General features: G+C 39.3%; 17 protein-coding genes. 13 read left to right on the top strand and 4 right to left on the bottom strand.

Annotation, left to right across the window (positions count from 1 at the left end):
- Positions 1-25 precede the first annotated feature (25 nt).
- The 4 genes from DRF63_RS03065 to rhlB form a co-directional block, all read right to left on the bottom strand.
- Positions 26-1057 (bottom strand): ABC transporter substrate-binding protein, encoded by a 1032-nt coding sequence (locus DRF63_RS03065; RefSeq protein WP_005596767.1) that lies wholly within the window; start codon positions 1055-1057, stop codon positions 26-28.
- 199 nt (positions 1058-1256) lie between these two features.
- Positions 1257-2756: a helicase HerA-like domain-containing protein gene (locus DRF63_RS03060; RefSeq protein WP_005596765.1), complete on the bottom strand. Its 1500-nt coding sequence runs from the start codon at positions 2754-2756 to the stop codon at positions 1257-1259.
- Between the two features lie 50 nt (positions 2757-2806).
- The gene (locus tag DRF63_RS03055) at positions 2807-3229 is read right to left on the bottom strand and encodes a hypothetical protein (protein ID WP_005596762.1); all 423 of its coding nucleotides are present in this window, start codon (positions 3227-3229) and stop codon (positions 2807-2809) included.
- A gap of 99 nt (positions 3230-3328) precedes the next feature.
- Positions 3329-4567, bottom strand: a complete 1239-nt coding sequence (gene rhlB, locus DRF63_RS03050; protein ID WP_005596760.1) for an ATP-dependent RNA helicase RhlB — start codon at positions 4565-4567, stop codon at positions 3329-3331.
- Positions 4568-5160: 593 nt separating this feature from the next.
- Here rhlB and DRF63_RS03045 point away from each other — a divergent pair.
- The 13 genes from DRF63_RS03045 (at position 5161) to tadF (ending at position 14948) form a co-directional block, all read left to right on the top strand.
- Entirely contained in the window at positions 5161-5394 is a 234-nt protein-coding gene (locus tag DRF63_RS03045) for a Flp family type IVb pilin (protein ID WP_005596758.1), read from the top strand.
- Positions 5395-5448: 54 nt separating this feature from the next.
- A complete protein-coding gene (locus DRF63_RS03040; protein ID WP_005596756.1) occupies positions 5449-5646 on the top strand; it encodes a hypothetical protein in 198 nt (65 codons plus the stop codon).
- A gap of 44 nt (positions 5647-5690) precedes the next feature.
- Positions 5691-6119 carry an A24 family peptidase gene (locus DRF63_RS03035; RefSeq protein WP_005596754.1) on the top strand — a complete coding sequence of 143 codons (429 nt, stop codon included), beginning with the start codon at positions 5691-5693 and terminating at the stop codon, positions 6117-6119.
- A 26-nt stretch (positions 6120-6145) separates the two neighbouring features.
- A complete protein-coding gene (locus DRF63_RS03030) occupies positions 6146-6964 on the top strand; it encodes an SAF domain-containing protein (RefSeq protein WP_043991782.1) in 819 nt (272 codons plus the stop codon).
- Positions 6954-8342 (top strand): type II and III secretion system protein family protein, encoded by a 1389-nt coding sequence (locus DRF63_RS03025; protein WP_005596750.1) that lies wholly within the window; start codon positions 6954-6956, stop codon positions 8340-8342. The genes DRF63_RS03030 and DRF63_RS03025 overlap by 11 nt, the downstream gene beginning before the upstream one ends.
- The gene (locus tag DRF63_RS03020) at positions 8339-8842 is read left to right on the top strand and encodes a Rough colony protein B (RefSeq protein ID WP_005596748.1); all 504 of its coding nucleotides are present in this window, start codon (positions 8339-8341) and stop codon (positions 8840-8842) included. Before DRF63_RS03025 ends, DRF63_RS03020 begins: the two co-directional genes overlap by 4 nt.
- 162 nt (positions 8843-9004) lie before the next feature.
- Positions 9005-10132, top strand: coding sequence for a CpaE/TadZ family protein (locus DRF63_RS03015; RefSeq protein WP_005596747.1), 1128 nt, complete (start codon positions 9005-9007; stop codon positions 10130-10132).
- Between the two features lie 8 nt (positions 10133-10140).
- Positions 10141-11418, top strand: a complete 1278-nt coding sequence (locus tag DRF63_RS03010) for a TadA family conjugal transfer-associated ATPase (RefSeq protein ID WP_005596745.1) — start codon at positions 10141-10143, stop codon at positions 11416-11418.
- Positions 11418-12305 carry a type II secretion system F family protein gene (locus DRF63_RS03005; protein ID WP_005596743.1) on the top strand — a complete coding sequence of 296 codons (888 nt, stop codon included), beginning with the start codon at positions 11418-11420 and terminating at the stop codon, positions 12303-12305. The genes DRF63_RS03010 and DRF63_RS03005 overlap by 1 nt, the downstream gene beginning before the upstream one ends.
- Complete coding sequence (locus DRF63_RS03000; protein WP_005596741.1) at positions 12305-13150, top strand: type II secretion system F family protein; 846 nt, start codon at positions 12305-12307, stop codon at positions 13148-13150. The genes DRF63_RS03005 and DRF63_RS03000 overlap by 1 nt, the downstream gene beginning before the upstream one ends.
- Positions 13140-13892: a tetratricopeptide repeat protein gene (locus tag DRF63_RS02995; RefSeq protein WP_005596739.1), complete on the top strand. Its 753-nt coding sequence runs from the start codon at positions 13140-13142 to the stop codon at positions 13890-13892. The genes DRF63_RS03000 and DRF63_RS02995 overlap by 11 nt, the downstream gene beginning before the upstream one ends.
- Before the next feature lie 2 nt (positions 13893-13894).
- Entirely contained in the window at positions 13895-14380 is a 486-nt protein-coding gene (locus DRF63_RS02990; RefSeq protein ID WP_005596736.1) for a TadE/TadG family type IV pilus assembly protein, read from the top strand.
- A complete protein-coding gene (gene tadF, locus DRF63_RS02985) occupies positions 14352-14948 on the top strand; it encodes a tight adherence pilus pseudopilin TadF (protein WP_005596734.1) in 597 nt (198 codons plus the stop codon). Before DRF63_RS02990 ends, tadF begins: the two co-directional genes overlap by 29 nt.
- The last annotated feature ends 14 nt before the right edge of the window (positions 14949-14962 follow it).

The following is a 14962-nucleotide window of genomic DNA, read 5'->3' as shown; positions in this document are numbered from 1 at the left end:
TTCAACCGCTTGTTATCAAAGAAAATTATTTCGCTAATTTAATTTCAGTAAGCCATTTATCAATCAAACGCTTACCTTCTTCACTCGAACCGAATTTATCAAAATCGAAATCCAATAAATCCAGTTTTTTCGGATCTACCGAATTTGGCGAAGCCTTCGCATTCACATTAGTCGGAATCTGGTACACACCATGCTCTCGCCACGGTAATTCTTGCGCTTCGGCACTTAACACATAATCCATAAATAACTTGGCATTCTCTAAATTGCGCGCATTTTTAATAATACTTGCACCGCCTAACGCATAGCCGACTTTGCCTGCCGGAATCACCGTTTCAACCGGCGCACCTTTTTCTTTTTCCGTCGCATAAGCATGCACAAAACCGATACTTGCCATGCTTTCGCCACGAGAAAGATTTGCCGTGACTAAATTACTTTTAACATATTGTGATACGTTTTCATTTAATTTCTTAAGGTATTCGAACGCTTTCTCTTCGCCCAATTTTTGAATAAGCGTTGCCATAATCGTATAAGTCGTACCTGAAGATCGAGGATCCGGCAATTGAATCTCGCCTTTAAATGCCGGATTAAGCAAATCGTCCCAACTTTGCGGTGATTTCACGCCTAATTTTTGTAACTTCTCACTATTTACCCCAAAACCTAGCACTAACATATAGATAATCGAAGTTTTATCGCCGCGTTTTTCCATTAGTGATTTAAATTGCGGCAAAATCTCCGCTTGTTTTGACGAACGATAACTTTCTAATAAGCCTAGTTCTCCGGCTTGGAAATGCGGCTCAATTGTACCGCCGACCCAAATATCCGCTTGCGGATTGTCTTTTTCCGCTTTAATTTTACCGAAAATCGTACCGGTACCGCCTTGAATAAATTGCGTTTCCACCTGATATTGCTTAGCAAACTTTTGAGTTAAGTTCTCACATACCTCGTTTTGTACCGTACAATAAACGGTTAAACGCCCTTCCGCCCGAGCCGTATTCGCACTTAATAATGCCGATGCCGCACTTGCAATTAAAGCTAATGTTGTTAGTTTTGCTTTCATTATTGTTATCCTTTATTTTATAAATTAAAAATAATAACTTATTCTCAAGATAAACAGATATGATTTAAAGGGTCAGAAATTAACATTTTAACAAGGTCAGATTTACAAATCATTCCAATAAAATAGCAAGCGGTCGTTTTTGCAAAAAATTTCACAAAAACGACCGCTTGTAATAGGCAATATCGTTGTAAAACAACAATTACTTAGTAATCGCGCCTAAGATTCCACGCATAATCTGTTTAGAAACTTGATTGGTGAGCTTTTTCGCTACCGACTTCGTCACTTCACTCACCACTTGCTCGGCAACGGTTTGATCTTTTTTCTTTTTCGTACCGAAAATCGAAGCAATCATACCGCCGAAGAAATCGCTTTCTTCTTCCGCTTTCTCGGCTTCGGCTTGTTGTTGAACCGCTTGAGCTTGAGCAACTTGCGCATTCAATAATTCGTATGCCGATTCGTTGTCCACATACTGACTGTAATACGCATACAGATCATCCTGTTTCACTAACGCATCACGCTCTGCTGCGGCTAACGGAGGTAACTGACTTTTCGGCGGATAGATATACGCCACTTCCACCGGGGTCGGCATACCTTTTTCATCTAATACCGAAATTAACGCTTCACCCACACCCAGTTGGGTAATCGCTTCCACCACGTCCACGTCTTTATTGGCACGGAAGGTTTCCGCCGCCGATTTCACCGCTTTTTGATCACGTGGGGTAAAGGCTCGTAAAGCGTGCTGCACACGGTTACCTAACTGACCTAATACCGAGTCCGGCAAATCTAACGGATTTTGCGTCACAAAATATACGCCTACTCCTTTCGAACGAATTAAACGCACTACTTGTTCGATTTTGTCCACCAACACTTTCGGCGCATCGTCAAACAATAAATGCGCTTCGTCAAAGAACAACACGAATTTCGGTTTTTCCGGATCGCCGACTTCCGGTAGGGTTTCGAATAATTCCGCCATAAACCACAATAAAAACGCACCGTACATACGCGGCGAATTAATTAACTTCTCTGAATTCAGTACGTTAATCACGCCCTTGCCGTCACGAGTTTGCATCCAATCTTGTAAATTTAACGCCGGCTCGCCGAATAAGTTTGTCGCCCCTTCATTTTCTAGCGCTAATAACGCACGTTGAATCGCACCGACACTCGCCGCCGAAACATTACCGTATTCCACTTGGAATTCTTTAGCGTTTTCCGCCACAAATTTCAGTAACGCACGTAAATCTTTTAAGTCGATAAGCAACAAACCGCGATCGTCCGCCACACGGAAAACTAGGTTTAATAAGCCTTCTTGCGTGTCGTTTAAATTGAGCAAACGAGAAAGCAACATCGGTCCCATTTCCGAAATCGTGGTACGAAGCGGAATCCCCGTTTCGCCGAACACGTCCCAATAAGAAACCGGATAACCGCTTAAATAGCTTTCTCCGCCTAATTGGAATTGTTCGACACGTTCCGCAATTTTGCCGGATAAACTGCCCGCTTGTGCAAGCCCCGAAAGATCGCCTTTTACATCGACCAAGAAAACCGGCACGCTGTCATCACTGAATGCTTCTGCGAATTTACGTAATGTTACCGTTTTACCCGTACCGGTCGCACCGGCAATTAAGCCGTGACGGTTTGCCATTTTGGAATTTAATGAAATAATTTGCCCTGTTTTCGTTTGGGCGAGTGCGTATTGTGCCATATTGAATACTCTTAAATAATGACGTTTATCATAAATTAAACCGCGCCATTTTATGCTTTTTTCACCCCAACTTTAAAGCCTTTTTCCCAATTTTGTTGGAACTGATCGGCGTGAGATAACATTCTTTTACAATAACTCACACGTTGCTGATACATCGCTGCTTTTTGTGAGGCAAAAGAACGACCGACACGGTAGCCGTCTAAATACCAATCGTCCGCATCTTTACATTGCGCCGTATTAATTCTTTGATGTGTTATTGACTGTTTCGTTGCAACCTTTTTTCCTGTTTTTTGCGGTGTCGAATTCATCGCAACATCCGATACCGGATACCCTTTCGTTACCGCAACACCTTTACGTTGTTCAGGCTCAAACAGCTTATCCAAGTTACTTACATCTTGCCAAACCGTTTGTAAATCGGCCGAACCGCAAGCGCTTAATCCAAAAGGTATCGTTAAAAATACCAATTTTTTCATTTATGACCTCTAAATAATGATTTAAATATCTTTTAAGTTTCAGCAAAAAGCGGTCAAATTTACAAGAAATCCGACCGCTTGCAGAAACAAGTTTAGTTATTATATTGAAATAGCAGACTGTCTTTTCTTCGTTTGATACGATCTTGTAGTACGTGAACGGGTAGGTTTAGGTAAAGTCAATAACGCCCCGCTATCATATTGACTGACCGGAATATGATGTCCGATATAGGCTTCGATTGCCGGTAAATTCACCGCATAACGCTCGCAAGCGAAACTGATGGAATGACCGCTCTCACCGGCACGACCGGTACGCCCGATACGGTGTACGTAATCTTCGCAATCATCCGGTAGATCATAGTTAAATACGTGAGTGACTTCCGGAATATGTAAACCTCGAGCGGCAACATCGGTCGCCACCAAAATATCCAACTGACCTTTAGTAAAACTATCTAACAACGCTAATCGTTTTTTCTGAGCGATATCGCCGGTTAAAAGCCCTACTCGATGACCGTCCGCCACCAAATAGTTCCAAATTTCTTCACACTTGTGTTTGGTATTGGCAAAAATCATACAGCGATCCGGCCATTCTTCTTCTAATAAGGTAAGTAATAACGCCATTTTGTCTTCGTTTGACGGATAAAACAGTTCTTCTTTAATGCGATGTCCGGTGCGTTGCAACGGCTCAATTTCAATATATTGCGCATTGTCCATATCTTCATAAGCCAACTCTCGCACACGAGGCGAAAGCGTAGCGGAAAAGAGCATCGTTAAACGCTGTTCCGGTTTCGGGCATTTACGCATTAAATAGCGAATATCTTTAATAAAGCCCAAATCAAACATACGATCCGCTTCGTCCAACACCACCACTTGCACTTTATCTAAATTAATTATGCCCTGTTTCACATAATCAATCACCCGTCCGGTGGTACCGACTAAAATATCTACGCCTTGTTCAATCGCTTGCACTTGCTTGTCATAACCGTCTCCACCGTAAGCCAAGGCTAATTTTAAATCGGAATGTTTCACTAATAGCTCGGCATCCGAACCGATTTGCACCGCTAACTCTCTAGTCGGCGCAAGAATAATCGCTCGCGGTTGGTTTTTATTCGTTTCGCTATCGTTCGTTAATAAATAGTGAAAAGTAGCGATTAAAAACGCCAAAGTTTTACCTGTTCCGGTTTGCGCCTGCCCGGCAATATCTTGTCCGGCTAATGTAATCGGTAGTGTTTTCGCTTGAATCGGAGTGCAAAACTCAAATCCTTTGCTATCCAGCGCAGCAAGTACGTTTTCATGAATCGGAAAATCAATAAAACGTTGCTCGGTCAAATGTTTTGACATGCCAATCTCCTTTTAAATAGTTTCAATTTAGGCATCTAGCATAACATAGTCGCAGAACCTTGAGTAGAAAGGGTTCTTTTTCTTTTTTGAATGGATACGTCGGTTTAATACATATTCCCCTCTCTGACAAACCTCATAAATTTACAAGAAATAACCGTTTAGAAAGATAAAAACGGCAAAAAAGATTAAAAAATAAGCAACGATACGATTTGCTTGTATCACACAAACTGGTCTAACCAGTTTATATGCATATTAACAAAACAGATTTACATTAACGTAAATTTAACAGAGTAAATCATACTTATCCATATTCAAAAATTTACTTATTTACTTTATTTTTCAATTGGTTCTACCGATGACGCTACGAATTTTATCAGCCTGATAATCTCTCAAACGCCTTTAACAAATTGCCAACAAATCGTTATAAAAACATTAAAATATAGGTTTTACTTTATTCAAATAAACTTTAAGGTATATTTACATTAAACAAGCTTAATTTTATACGCCCCGTTATCGCTTAGGACCTCTTTCCGGCGGTAACGCTAATTTGTTCCATTGTTAAACAAAATTAAATAATTTAAGGAGATTATTACATGTTATCTAACTTAACAACCAAAGCATATATTTCAGTAACCGAAGGTATCCGTCGTTTTAAAGAAAACCAACAAGGTGTAACTGCAATCGAATACGGTTTGATCGCTGTAGCGGTAGCCATTCTAATTGTTGCGGTGTTCTATAACGACAAAGGTTTCATTCAACAATTAAAATTAAAATTCGATCAACTTACAAAAACAGTACAAGGTGCAAATGGCTTAACTAAGCAATAGTAACCGATAATTCTTATACATATTTTAGTATAAGAATTAGAAATATATTTCATTATGAAAATAAAAAAACTTTTACAGTTTTATCGGCAACAACAAGGTATTACTTCTCTTGAATACGGCTTAGTTGCCGTTGCGATGGCGGTATTTGTTGTTGCCGTTTTATACGGTGACTCAAGTTTCACGGATGAAACGTTAAGAAAATTTAAACAGCTCTCCGAGCTAGTCACTTCGGCACTGTTAAGCACGTCTTAGCAGTGCTGAGCTTAGGGTATAAACAAAATAAGGATTTCACATACATGACACTCTTTATTTCAACCCTCATTGCCGTAATGGTTTGTTTATTGTTAGTCGTTTGCTGGACGGATCTACGCTACCGACTGATCAGTAACCGAGTCATTATGGCATTGTTACTGGTGATTATCCCCTTTAGCTATCTGATGTACGGCTCGATTTCTTGGTTTCCTGCCATACTCTGCTTAGTTATCGGTTTCGTACTCTTTTTGCTCAATGTTATTGGAGCCGGTGATGTGAAATTACTAGCGGTATTAATGCTGGCGGTTCCATCGCCTTTTGCCGTATTTTTCCTTTTTTTAACCGCTTGTGCAGGATTATTGCTGATTATTATCGGTTGGCTTTTTTATCGAAAAGCGATTCGAGAAAAAGGATTGCCTTACGGCATTGCAATTAGTGCGGGCTTTCTCACCACTTTATTACTATTTAATTGAAAAAATCAAAACTAAGGAAATGACGAATGAATTATAGAGTGTTACTAATCATCTCTCTGGTCATTATTGTTCTCGGTTTCGGCGGCTTATTTATGTTGCCTACTAATGAAGGAACAACGACTGAAAATGTCGGTACCACGACCACCTCGGAAGAGAGTAGCAATTCACCTGTTACGGAAAAAGTGATTACTACCGTAACCCTCAATCGAGATCTAGAAAAAGGCACATTAATTCAACCTGAAGATTATACGCTTTCCGAACTCACTGTTGCCGAAACAAGCCCCTTAGTCGATTCCGATTTAAAAGCATTATTGGATGCAGAACCGAATCACTCGTTACAAGGCTTTTTAGTGACTGAAAATCTCAAAGCGGGTTCGTTACTTACGCCTAATGTAATTATTACGCCTGAAGATCCTCGCTTTATCCTACTCAGTTTAGACCCGTCTCAGGAAGTTGCCTACCGTATCTACGTACAAGATGCGGAACAATATATTTTGGATTCCGTGCGCGGCGGCGATTTGGTTTCCGTTTATAGCGTGCAACAAGATCTTGCGCATCCGGAACGTGAACAAAATTCGTTGGTAAAAATTGCCGATAATTTAAAAGTATTACAGGTAAAAAGTTTTACTCAAGAAGAAGTGAAACAAGGCGAAAGCCAAAATAAAAAGGATTTCTTAGGCTATATCAGCCTCAAAATCGACGCAACAATGCTTAAAGAATTTTATTCACTTGATAAGCAAGCCAAACTTATTGCATTACCGAGTGGCTTAGAGGCAACAGAAAAACCGTTAAATCACCGTGGCATGTTTATTCGCCAACTACGAGGAAAAAATAATGCAAATTAATAAATTCTCAAAAACATTACTTAGCTCCGCATTATTAGGACTTTTAGCGTTATCGCATTCGGCTATGGCAAAAACATTTACCTTGGAGCAAGGACAAAGCCAATTAATCAAAACCAATGCCAAAATCGATACGATTTTCGTTTCTTCATCCGAAGTCGCAGACTATGAAATTTTGGACGATAACAGTTTTATGCTGTATGCCAAAGCGGAAGGTCGCTCGGAAGTGATTGCTTTCGATGCAAACGGTACGCCACTTACGGAAGATTTTGTAAACGTAAATAATGCGATTAACAATATTGCGGCGACCAATCAACAAATTCAAACCCGTTTTCCGAATAGTAACCTGACGGTAAAAAAAGTCGGTAAGGCTTATGTACTTGAAGGGAAAGCGAAAAACGCGGCGGAAAGTGATGAAATCAATCGAATTGTAGGCGAATCGCTCGGTGCGGGCAAAAAAGTTATCGAAACCAAACTGAAACATAACGACGGCGAAGAAAACGTCCCGTTTTTAGATAAATACCAATATGAAGGCGTGATCAATAATGCCAATGAGGAAAATGCCACTCAAATTAATGTGAAATTAACCGTTGCCGAAGTAAATAAAACCTTTTCCGATGAAATCGGTATTAACTGGAGCAACTTAAGCGGTAATTTTTTCCGAAATCTTGGTAATGCCGCCATTCAAGGTAATTTCAATAAAAACGGCGGTCAGTTGGCTTTAGTCAATTCCAATAATTTAAATGTATTAATTAGCGCATTAGATAATCAAAACAACGGCAAAATTCTCGCCGAACCGAATATTTCCATGCTCTCCGGCGAAACGGCAGACATCTTAGTCGGCGGTGAAGTACCTTTCGTACAACGTGATAAAGACGGTGAACTAAGCGTGCTTTATAAAGAATTCGGTATCAAACTTGCCGTAGGCGCGAAAGTACAAAAAAGCGATCGTATTCGTCTAGTGTTATCACAATCCGTTAGTACGATTGCGGGCAATTATGAAATTGTAAACAGCCGCATCCCTATTTTTAATACACGCCGTTCAAAATCAACATTCGAGGTCGGTAACGGCGAAAGCTTTATTATCAGCGGATTACTGAATAAACAAGATATTGAAGGAATCAAAAAAGTACCGGTTTTAGGTGATATTCCTATCTTAGGCGCATTCTTCCGCAACGCAAGTTCATCTCGTGAAAGTAAAGAGCTTGTTGTGGTAGCGACAGTAAATTTAGTAAAACCGGTGGACGGCTCGCAAGTTCTTTATCCTACGTTTGAAAATACCGGCACGATGGAGCGTTTCTTTAACAGTTCATCGCTTAAAAATGTTTATCACAAAACATTAACGACTAATTTCTTAAAAAACGGTGGGTTTATCCAATGAAAAAATTAATCGCAATCTTATGTAGTGGATTAGGACTGGCTCTAACCACCCACGCAATAGCTAATGCGGAATTATTAGAAAATATTCATCCTGTTCAACCGACGCACAGTAACTTAGTTGCAAATAAATCACTGCTTGTACAACGTTTCGTATTAGCGGATAAGTCTGACGTTGGATTTGAAAATTTAGTTACCGAAATTAAACGTCATGCGGCAAGTGATAAAAATAGCCAAGCTATTCATATTATTTCTAATACGCAATCGGCTAAAGATTTAGCCAAAAAGATTAGTAAACGCTTAAAAGCGTTAAATGTAAAACCGAATATTCATATAACACACAATAAAACCAAAAACGGTCTTTATCCTCTTTATGTGGAAATTCGTCAAGTTGCTAAAAGAAATTCGCTATGTCGAATAGAAACCGCAGAAGATCACATGGGATACGACCCATATTATGACTGTGCGCTAAAACATAATAATCAAATACAACTGAAATATTAAGTTTTAGCATCGGATGTCAGCTTTTATATTCAATGACTTAGGTTGATTAATTAAAAACAAATAAAACCTTCGTCATTGAAATATTCCGTGTCCGGAAGTTATCAATAATTAGCAGCCATCCCAATTCAAAAGAAATAAACAAGCCCTATAAAGGATTTAATTATGTTATTGCTCGATCAAGAAGGTCACGGCAAAGAAGGTGTTGATAGCATCCGTAAAATTGTAATCATTTCAGAAACGAACCGGATCAATAATCAAATAGCTCAACAACTTCGTTCCCGCGGACTGGAAAATATTGAAATTATTAATACGAATTTTTTAGACGCCGATAGTCTTGCTTTTTCGGCCGAAGAAACTCTAGGCGTCATTATCGATATAAAAAACGAAACGCAGTTACCAAAAATTATCGAACGTATTCATAGCGTTATTCCGCAAAACGTCTGGTGCTGCGTAGTAGGTGAAAGTGACTCTATTTCACTCTCACAAAAGTTTTTAGAACAAGGTGTGCTCTACTTTCATGCCGAAACCCAATTAACCCAAATGGTTGCGCGAATACTCGCCGGTGTAAATATTCCGCTGGTACGCCATACGATCAAAATTAGTGTTTTGGGTTGTAAAGGCGGTATCGGTGCCAGCTTTATTAGCGCGCATATCGCACAAACCATCTCTACAGAGAAAAAAGTACCGGTATTACTGGCTCAAGGTAATAACGGTTCTCAAGATTTGGATCTGCTTTTTGATAAAAAAATCCAAAATGACGTGACGGAATATTCGGCAAGTCTGGACTTGTATCGCGGTATGCCTTCTCAACTTACCGGTGAAACACTGCATAAATATAACTTTATTATTTATGACCAACCGATTTTTAACGTAAGTAAAGAAGACTATGCAAATATGTTACAGCACAGTAATACGTTCGTTTTAGTAATCGAGCGCAAAATTAGCTCGCTGCGTGTAGCCAAACAATTTTTAGATGAATGTGAACGTATGCGTGCTAATACGGGACGTTTAATTCGTACTTTTATTTGCATTTCCGATCATAAACAAGAAACGGCGAAACTGATGGCAACTGCGGATATCGAGCGTTTGCTGAAATGCGAAATAGACGGTGTTATGCCTTATAGCAAGCGTTCAACGAATAGCGATACCGTAAACATTGCTAATTTGGATCGTAAAGGACAAAAAGAAGTGCAAACACTCGCAATGAAAGTGATTGGTACGCTTTCCAGACAAGCGGCTAAACGTAATAAAAAAATGGAAATGTCTTTCTTCCAAAAACTCTTTAAATAAACATTATTATGCTAACAAAAGAACAACAAATATTCTTTCGTACCGAATTACTCAGTAATTTGGACGTAGAAAAACTCGATGAAATCCAAAACGAGCGTAATAAGTTAATTGACGAATTAACTCAATCACTTTATCGCATTTCAAACCTTCACTCTATTTATCTTACACCGGCGGACGCCGCTTATATGGCGGGTCTTGTCGCTGATGAGATAGGCGGCTACGGTCCGATTCGCGAGTTAATGGAAGACGAGGGTGTAAACGATATTTTAGTTAATGGTCCGGATAATATTTGGGTCGAACGTGCCGGTATTCTTGAAAAGACGGACAAAAAGTTTATCAATAATGAACAGCTTACCGATATAGCGAAACGATTAGTCGCTCGTGTCGGTCGTCGTATTGATGAAGGTATGCCGTTAGTCGATTCCCGTTTACCCGACGGTAGCCGACTGAATGTAGTTATTCAACCGATTGCTTTAGACGGAACGTCTATCTCAATTCGTAAATTTTCTAAATCTAAAAAATCCTTACAAGATTTAGTCAATTACGGTTCAATGACGCTCGATATGGCTAATTTTCTGATTATTGCCGCACGTTCTCGTGTAAATATTATCGTTTCGGGCGGTACCGGTTCGGGTAAAACAACCTTATTAAATGCGCTCTCTCACTATATTTCTCATACCGAACGAGTGCTAACGCTTGAAGATACCGCTGAATTACGACTGGAACAACCTCATGTTGTCCGCCTAGAAACTCGTCTAGCCGGTGTTGAACGGACAGGTGAAATCTCGATGCAGGATCTAGTAATCAATGCGTTACGTATGCGCCCCGAACGAATCATTGTCGGTGAGTGTCGCGGTGCGGAAGCATTCCAAATGCTACAAGCGATGAATACTGGACATGACGGTTCAATGTCCACATTGCACGCCAATAGTCCTCGTGATGCTCTGGCACGTTTGGAAAGTATGGTCATGATGTCAAACGCTTCGTTACCGTTAGAAGCGATTCGCCGAAATATCGCTTCTGCCGTCAATATTATTATTCAGGCTTCTCGCTTAAATGACGGCTCGCGTAAAGTTACTAACATCACCGAAGTAATGGGTATGGAAAACGGACAAATCGTTTTACAAGACATTTTCTCATATGAGCCGAGTAAATACCGAGATGAAGATAACAAAATTATCGGTCAATTTACCAATCACGGATTACTTACTCGTTCCGTTGTTTACCAAAATGCTCAAATGTTTAACCTGAGTGATGAACTGCAAAATATCTTTAAGGAGAAATAATGACGCTACTTTATTATTTCGTCTTTGCATTTGGTGTTTTACTGCTGTTATTTACCGCCTCGGCTTGGTTCAAAACACATAAAAAAATAAATGCTCGTGAAACCGGTTTCACCGAGAAACTGAATAAAACGACGAAAAAAGTAAATGATACGGCACAACTTTGGATTTATTACTTTACTTCCGGTGATAAAAACAATCTTGTTCGCAATATCATTATCCACTTTTTGATTTTCATCGGACTATATTATCTCAATGCAAACTACATCCGTTTCCCTAATCAGGCATTTATGATTGCAGAGGTCATCGGTTTTATTTTTGTCATATGGAAATTAGGGCAACGTCGCAATAGAAAACTATTTAATGAGAAGTTTCCGGAAGTTATTCAAGTTCTTAACTCCGCTACGTCTTCCGGAGTCAGTTTATTACAAGCTCTCGAGCGTTGCGGTAAAGATATTACGGGTCCTATCGGTGAAGAATTCACGATAATTTATAAGCGACTTGCTCGAGGAGAGGATGTAATGGCTGTATTTCAAGACAGCTATTCACGCTACCCTTATAAAGAATTCTATTTCTTTATCAGCATTATTCGTACCAACCTTTCTCGAGGCGGACAAATGCGAGAAGTAATCTCTCGTTTAGGGCGGGCAATAGCCGACTCAAATAAAATGGAACAGAAAAAGAAAGCCATGACTTCGGAGGCACGGATGTCCGCAGCGATAGTAGCGTGCTTCCCGGTCGGTTTCTTCCTATTTATGAAAGTCACTACACCGGAGAACTTTGATTTCGTCGTCAATGATCCCGCCGGTCGTATCATTCTCTACTATGTGGTAGGCAGTGAATTGCTCGGTATGTTTATTATTTGGTGGTTAATGAGGAAATCGACTTAATGAATCTTATTCTATTCTTCCTTGGCATTATCGTATTCGGTATTTTCGTCTTAACGATGGCTTTCTCCCATAAAAAGAAAATAGACAAAAATAAAGAGATTCTTGAAGGAACTCGCCCTAAAGACAATGTAGAGGATAACAGTCAAAAAGGGAAAACCAAGCAGCAAATTGAGCTGGAATTACTACTGGTAAATAAAAATCCATTACTTAAATTCCTTGGCTTAGTTGATAAAAATATCAAAGTAAAACTATTGGTTATCGCTCTACTTACGTTGATTAACTATATCGTAAGCGATGATCAGACTACATTTTTATTAGGCTGTGCGGTTGTTGTGGTCTTAGCGATTATGTTTCCGAGTATTACCATCGGTGTAATCTTAAAAAGCAAAATCAAACGCATTATGAACGACATTCCCGGATTTATTGATCTTGTCGCCGTCAATGTTCAAACCGGTATCAGTATCGAAGCCGCCTTTAAACAGGTCGCGATTGATTTTGAACATTTAAATGCGGACTTAACTTACGTCATTTTGCGTATTATTCGTAAGGCGGAACTTACCAGCTTAAGTGCCGCATTACAGGATATGGCGATTTCATTACCTACTAAAGAAATAAGAATGTTCTGTACGGTAATGCAACAAAGCCTAAATTTCGGTTCTTCGCTTTATGAACATTTAACGCAACTATCCGCCGATATTCGTGAAATGCAGTTACTTGTAATGGAAGAAAAACTTGGAACGCTCTCCGCCAAAATGAGTATTCCGCTTATTCTTTTCATTATGTTTCCCATTATCATTTTAATTGTCGCACCTGGTGCAATGAGGGTTTTACCAAATGTCTTCTAAATTACTTAAAACAATTTTCGTATCTACCGTATTACTGTCTTTATCCGCTTGTTCTAACTTGACGGCAAATCTCTCACCCGCCCAAAAGGCCGAACAAGAAAAACTGTATGAAGATACCAAAAATTATAGCGCTCTGATTTCTTTATATCGTAACCAACTTAAATTGAATCAAGATCCTCTTGTTCAATATAAATTAGCTAAAAGCTACTACTTATCCGGCGATAGTAAATCTTCCTTACTTTATTTAGAACCGCTTCGCTTTAAACAATTACCTTTTAACGAAGATATCGAATTATTGTATATCCGTAATCAAATTCAAGCCGGGGCATATAACGAAGCATACTTAGCGGCAACGGATCTCATCTTCCAATCGCCGAGAAGCAGCGAAGCCTATAACTTACGGGCTATCAGTTTAGCGCAACTAGGTAAATTGGCGGCGGCTGAAAAGGATCTGAATAAATCTCGCGAATTATTTATTCATGACACTATTGCCATCAATAATTTGGCTATGCTGAGCATTTTAAATAACGACTATCGTAATGCGGCAAATTTGCTATTACCGCAATATTTAAACGGTTCGAAAGATTCTCGTTTAATTCATAACTTGGTTTTTGCTTTAGTTAAAGCCGGTGATACGGAATATGCTTTAGATATTATTCGTAAAGAGCATCTTAATTCTTCTCCGGAAGATTTGGTTAATGCACTACAAAAAACAGAGAAATCACCTAAAGTGGGACGTTAATTATGAAAAAAACGCTTTACCGTTTTATTAATAATGTAAAAGGCGTTGCAACTATTGAGTTCAGTCTAACGATTGGACTCTTTATTCTCGTGCTTTTTATGATTGCCGAAGGATGCCGTGTTGCATTGTTGTCTTCTTATTTGGATTTATCCGTTTCGGAAGCTTCTCGCACTACCAGAAAAAATCCGGCTGGCAGTAACTATCAACAGCTATTTAATGACAGCCTAAAAAATAACGGACGTCTTTGGTCATTTCTGAGTCAAGATGCCATTACAGAAGTGAAAGTGAAGTATGCTAATACCTTTGATGATTTGGTTGAACAACGACTTAAAGACGAATCAAAAGGTTCCGCTTTCGCACAATACTCATTTCAGTATAGATACACGCCGTTATTCTTCTGGGTTCCTAAAGGCGCAGTTGAACCTCTATTTAACCGTAATATCGTGGTACTTCAAGAATATGAAAAAGATAAAGCAACTTCTAAATAATAATCAAGGGTCGGTAACCGTAGAATTTATATTTATTTTCTTCCTGTTTTCCGTATTACTTATTTTCTTAGTGGACGTTGCGATTCTGCAATCAACCACGGGTAAATTACAACGTACTTCTTATTCACTTTTAAATGTCGTTAAAGAACGTAATATTTCGGACGGCGGTAAAGAAGAAGTCACTGAAGCTGATGTTAAAAAGTTAAAACAACTTGCGGTTAAGTTAATGGGCGAAACAGATGATAAGCTAATTGATGTGACTGTGCAATATTACGGTTTTGAGCCGATTAAACCTCAAGATCCTAAAAGTAGTAGCTCTACTCGTCCTGAAAAGAAACTGAAATCCTCAGAGCATTCAACTAATAATCAATGTAAGGCTGCTTATAGTACAAATATTACCGATGCGGCACCGCTTACCGAAAACTTTAAAGGCTCAAACCGTTATGCGGCAATCTATTACGTAACGGTATGTCGCAAAATGACTAATTTATTTAAAGGACTTACATTAGCGAAACAAGACTATGAATCCGGCCGATTACGTGCATCAGCTTTAGGCGTCGGTCGTTAATAAATTAATAAGGA

Origin of the sequence: Actinobacillus pleuropneumoniae (assembly GCF_003290385.1) — a bacterium.
GTDB classification, from domain to species: domain Bacteria; phylum Pseudomonadota; class Gammaproteobacteria; order Enterobacterales; family Pasteurellaceae; genus Actinobacillus; species Actinobacillus lignieresii.
The sequence above is the reverse complement of the archived record's forward strand: the minus strand, read 5'-3'. Positions and strand labels throughout refer to the sequence as shown.

Bases quoted from the DNA above. Each gene is read 5' to 3' on its own strand.
- DRF63_RS03065 (WP_005596767.1), bottom strand. From the start codon at position 1,057: ATGAAAGCAAAACTAACAACATTAGCTTTAATTGCAAGTGCGGCATCG.
- DRF63_RS03060 (WP_005596765.1), bottom strand. From the start codon at position 2,756: ATGGCACAATACGCACTCGCCCAAACGAAAACAGGGCAAATTATTTCA.
- DRF63_RS03055 (WP_005596762.1), bottom strand. From the start codon at position 3,229: ATGAAAAAATTGGTATTTTTAACGATACCTTTTGGATTAAGCGCTTGC.
- rhlB (WP_005596760.1), bottom strand. From the start codon at position 4,567: ATGTCAAAACATTTGACCGAGCAACGTTTTATTGATTTTCCGATTCAT.
- DRF63_RS03045 (WP_005596758.1), top strand. From the start codon at position 5,161: ATGTTATCTAACTTAACAACCAAAGCATATATTTCAGTAACCGAAGGT.
- DRF63_RS03040 (WP_005596756.1), top strand. From the start codon at position 5,449: ATGAAAATAAAAAAACTTTTACAGTTTTATCGGCAACAACAAGGTATT.
- DRF63_RS03035 (WP_005596754.1), top strand. From the start codon at position 5,691: ATGACACTCTTTATTTCAACCCTCATTGCCGTAATGGTTTGTTTATTG.
- DRF63_RS03030 (WP_043991782.1), top strand. From the start codon at position 6,146: ATGAATTATAGAGTGTTACTAATCATCTCTCTGGTCATTATTGTTCTC.
- DRF63_RS03025 (WP_005596750.1), top strand. From the start codon at position 6,954: ATGCAAATTAATAAATTCTCAAAAACATTACTTAGCTCCGCATTATTA.
- DRF63_RS03020 (WP_005596748.1), top strand. From the start codon at position 8,339: ATGAAAAAATTAATCGCAATCTTATGTAGTGGATTAGGACTGGCTCTA.
- DRF63_RS03015 (WP_005596747.1), top strand. From the start codon at position 9,005: ATGTTATTGCTCGATCAAGAAGGTCACGGCAAAGAAGGTGTTGATAGC.
- DRF63_RS03010 (WP_005596745.1), top strand. From the start codon at position 10,141: ATGCTAACAAAAGAACAACAAATATTCTTTCGTACCGAATTACTCAGT.
- DRF63_RS03005 (WP_005596743.1), top strand. From the start codon at position 11,418: ATGACGCTACTTTATTATTTCGTCTTTGCATTTGGTGTTTTACTGCTG.
- DRF63_RS03000 (WP_005596741.1), top strand. From the start codon at position 12,305: ATGAATCTTATTCTATTCTTCCTTGGCATTATCGTATTCGGTATTTTC.
- DRF63_RS02995 (WP_005596739.1), top strand. From the start codon at position 13,140: ATGTCTTCTAAATTACTTAAAACAATTTTCGTATCTACCGTATTACTG.
- DRF63_RS02990 (WP_005596736.1), top strand. From the start codon at position 13,895: ATGAAAAAAACGCTTTACCGTTTTATTAATAATGTAAAAGGCGTTGCA.
- tadF (WP_005596734.1), top strand. From the start codon at position 14,352: ATGAAAAAGATAAAGCAACTTCTAAATAATAATCAAGGGTCGGTAACC.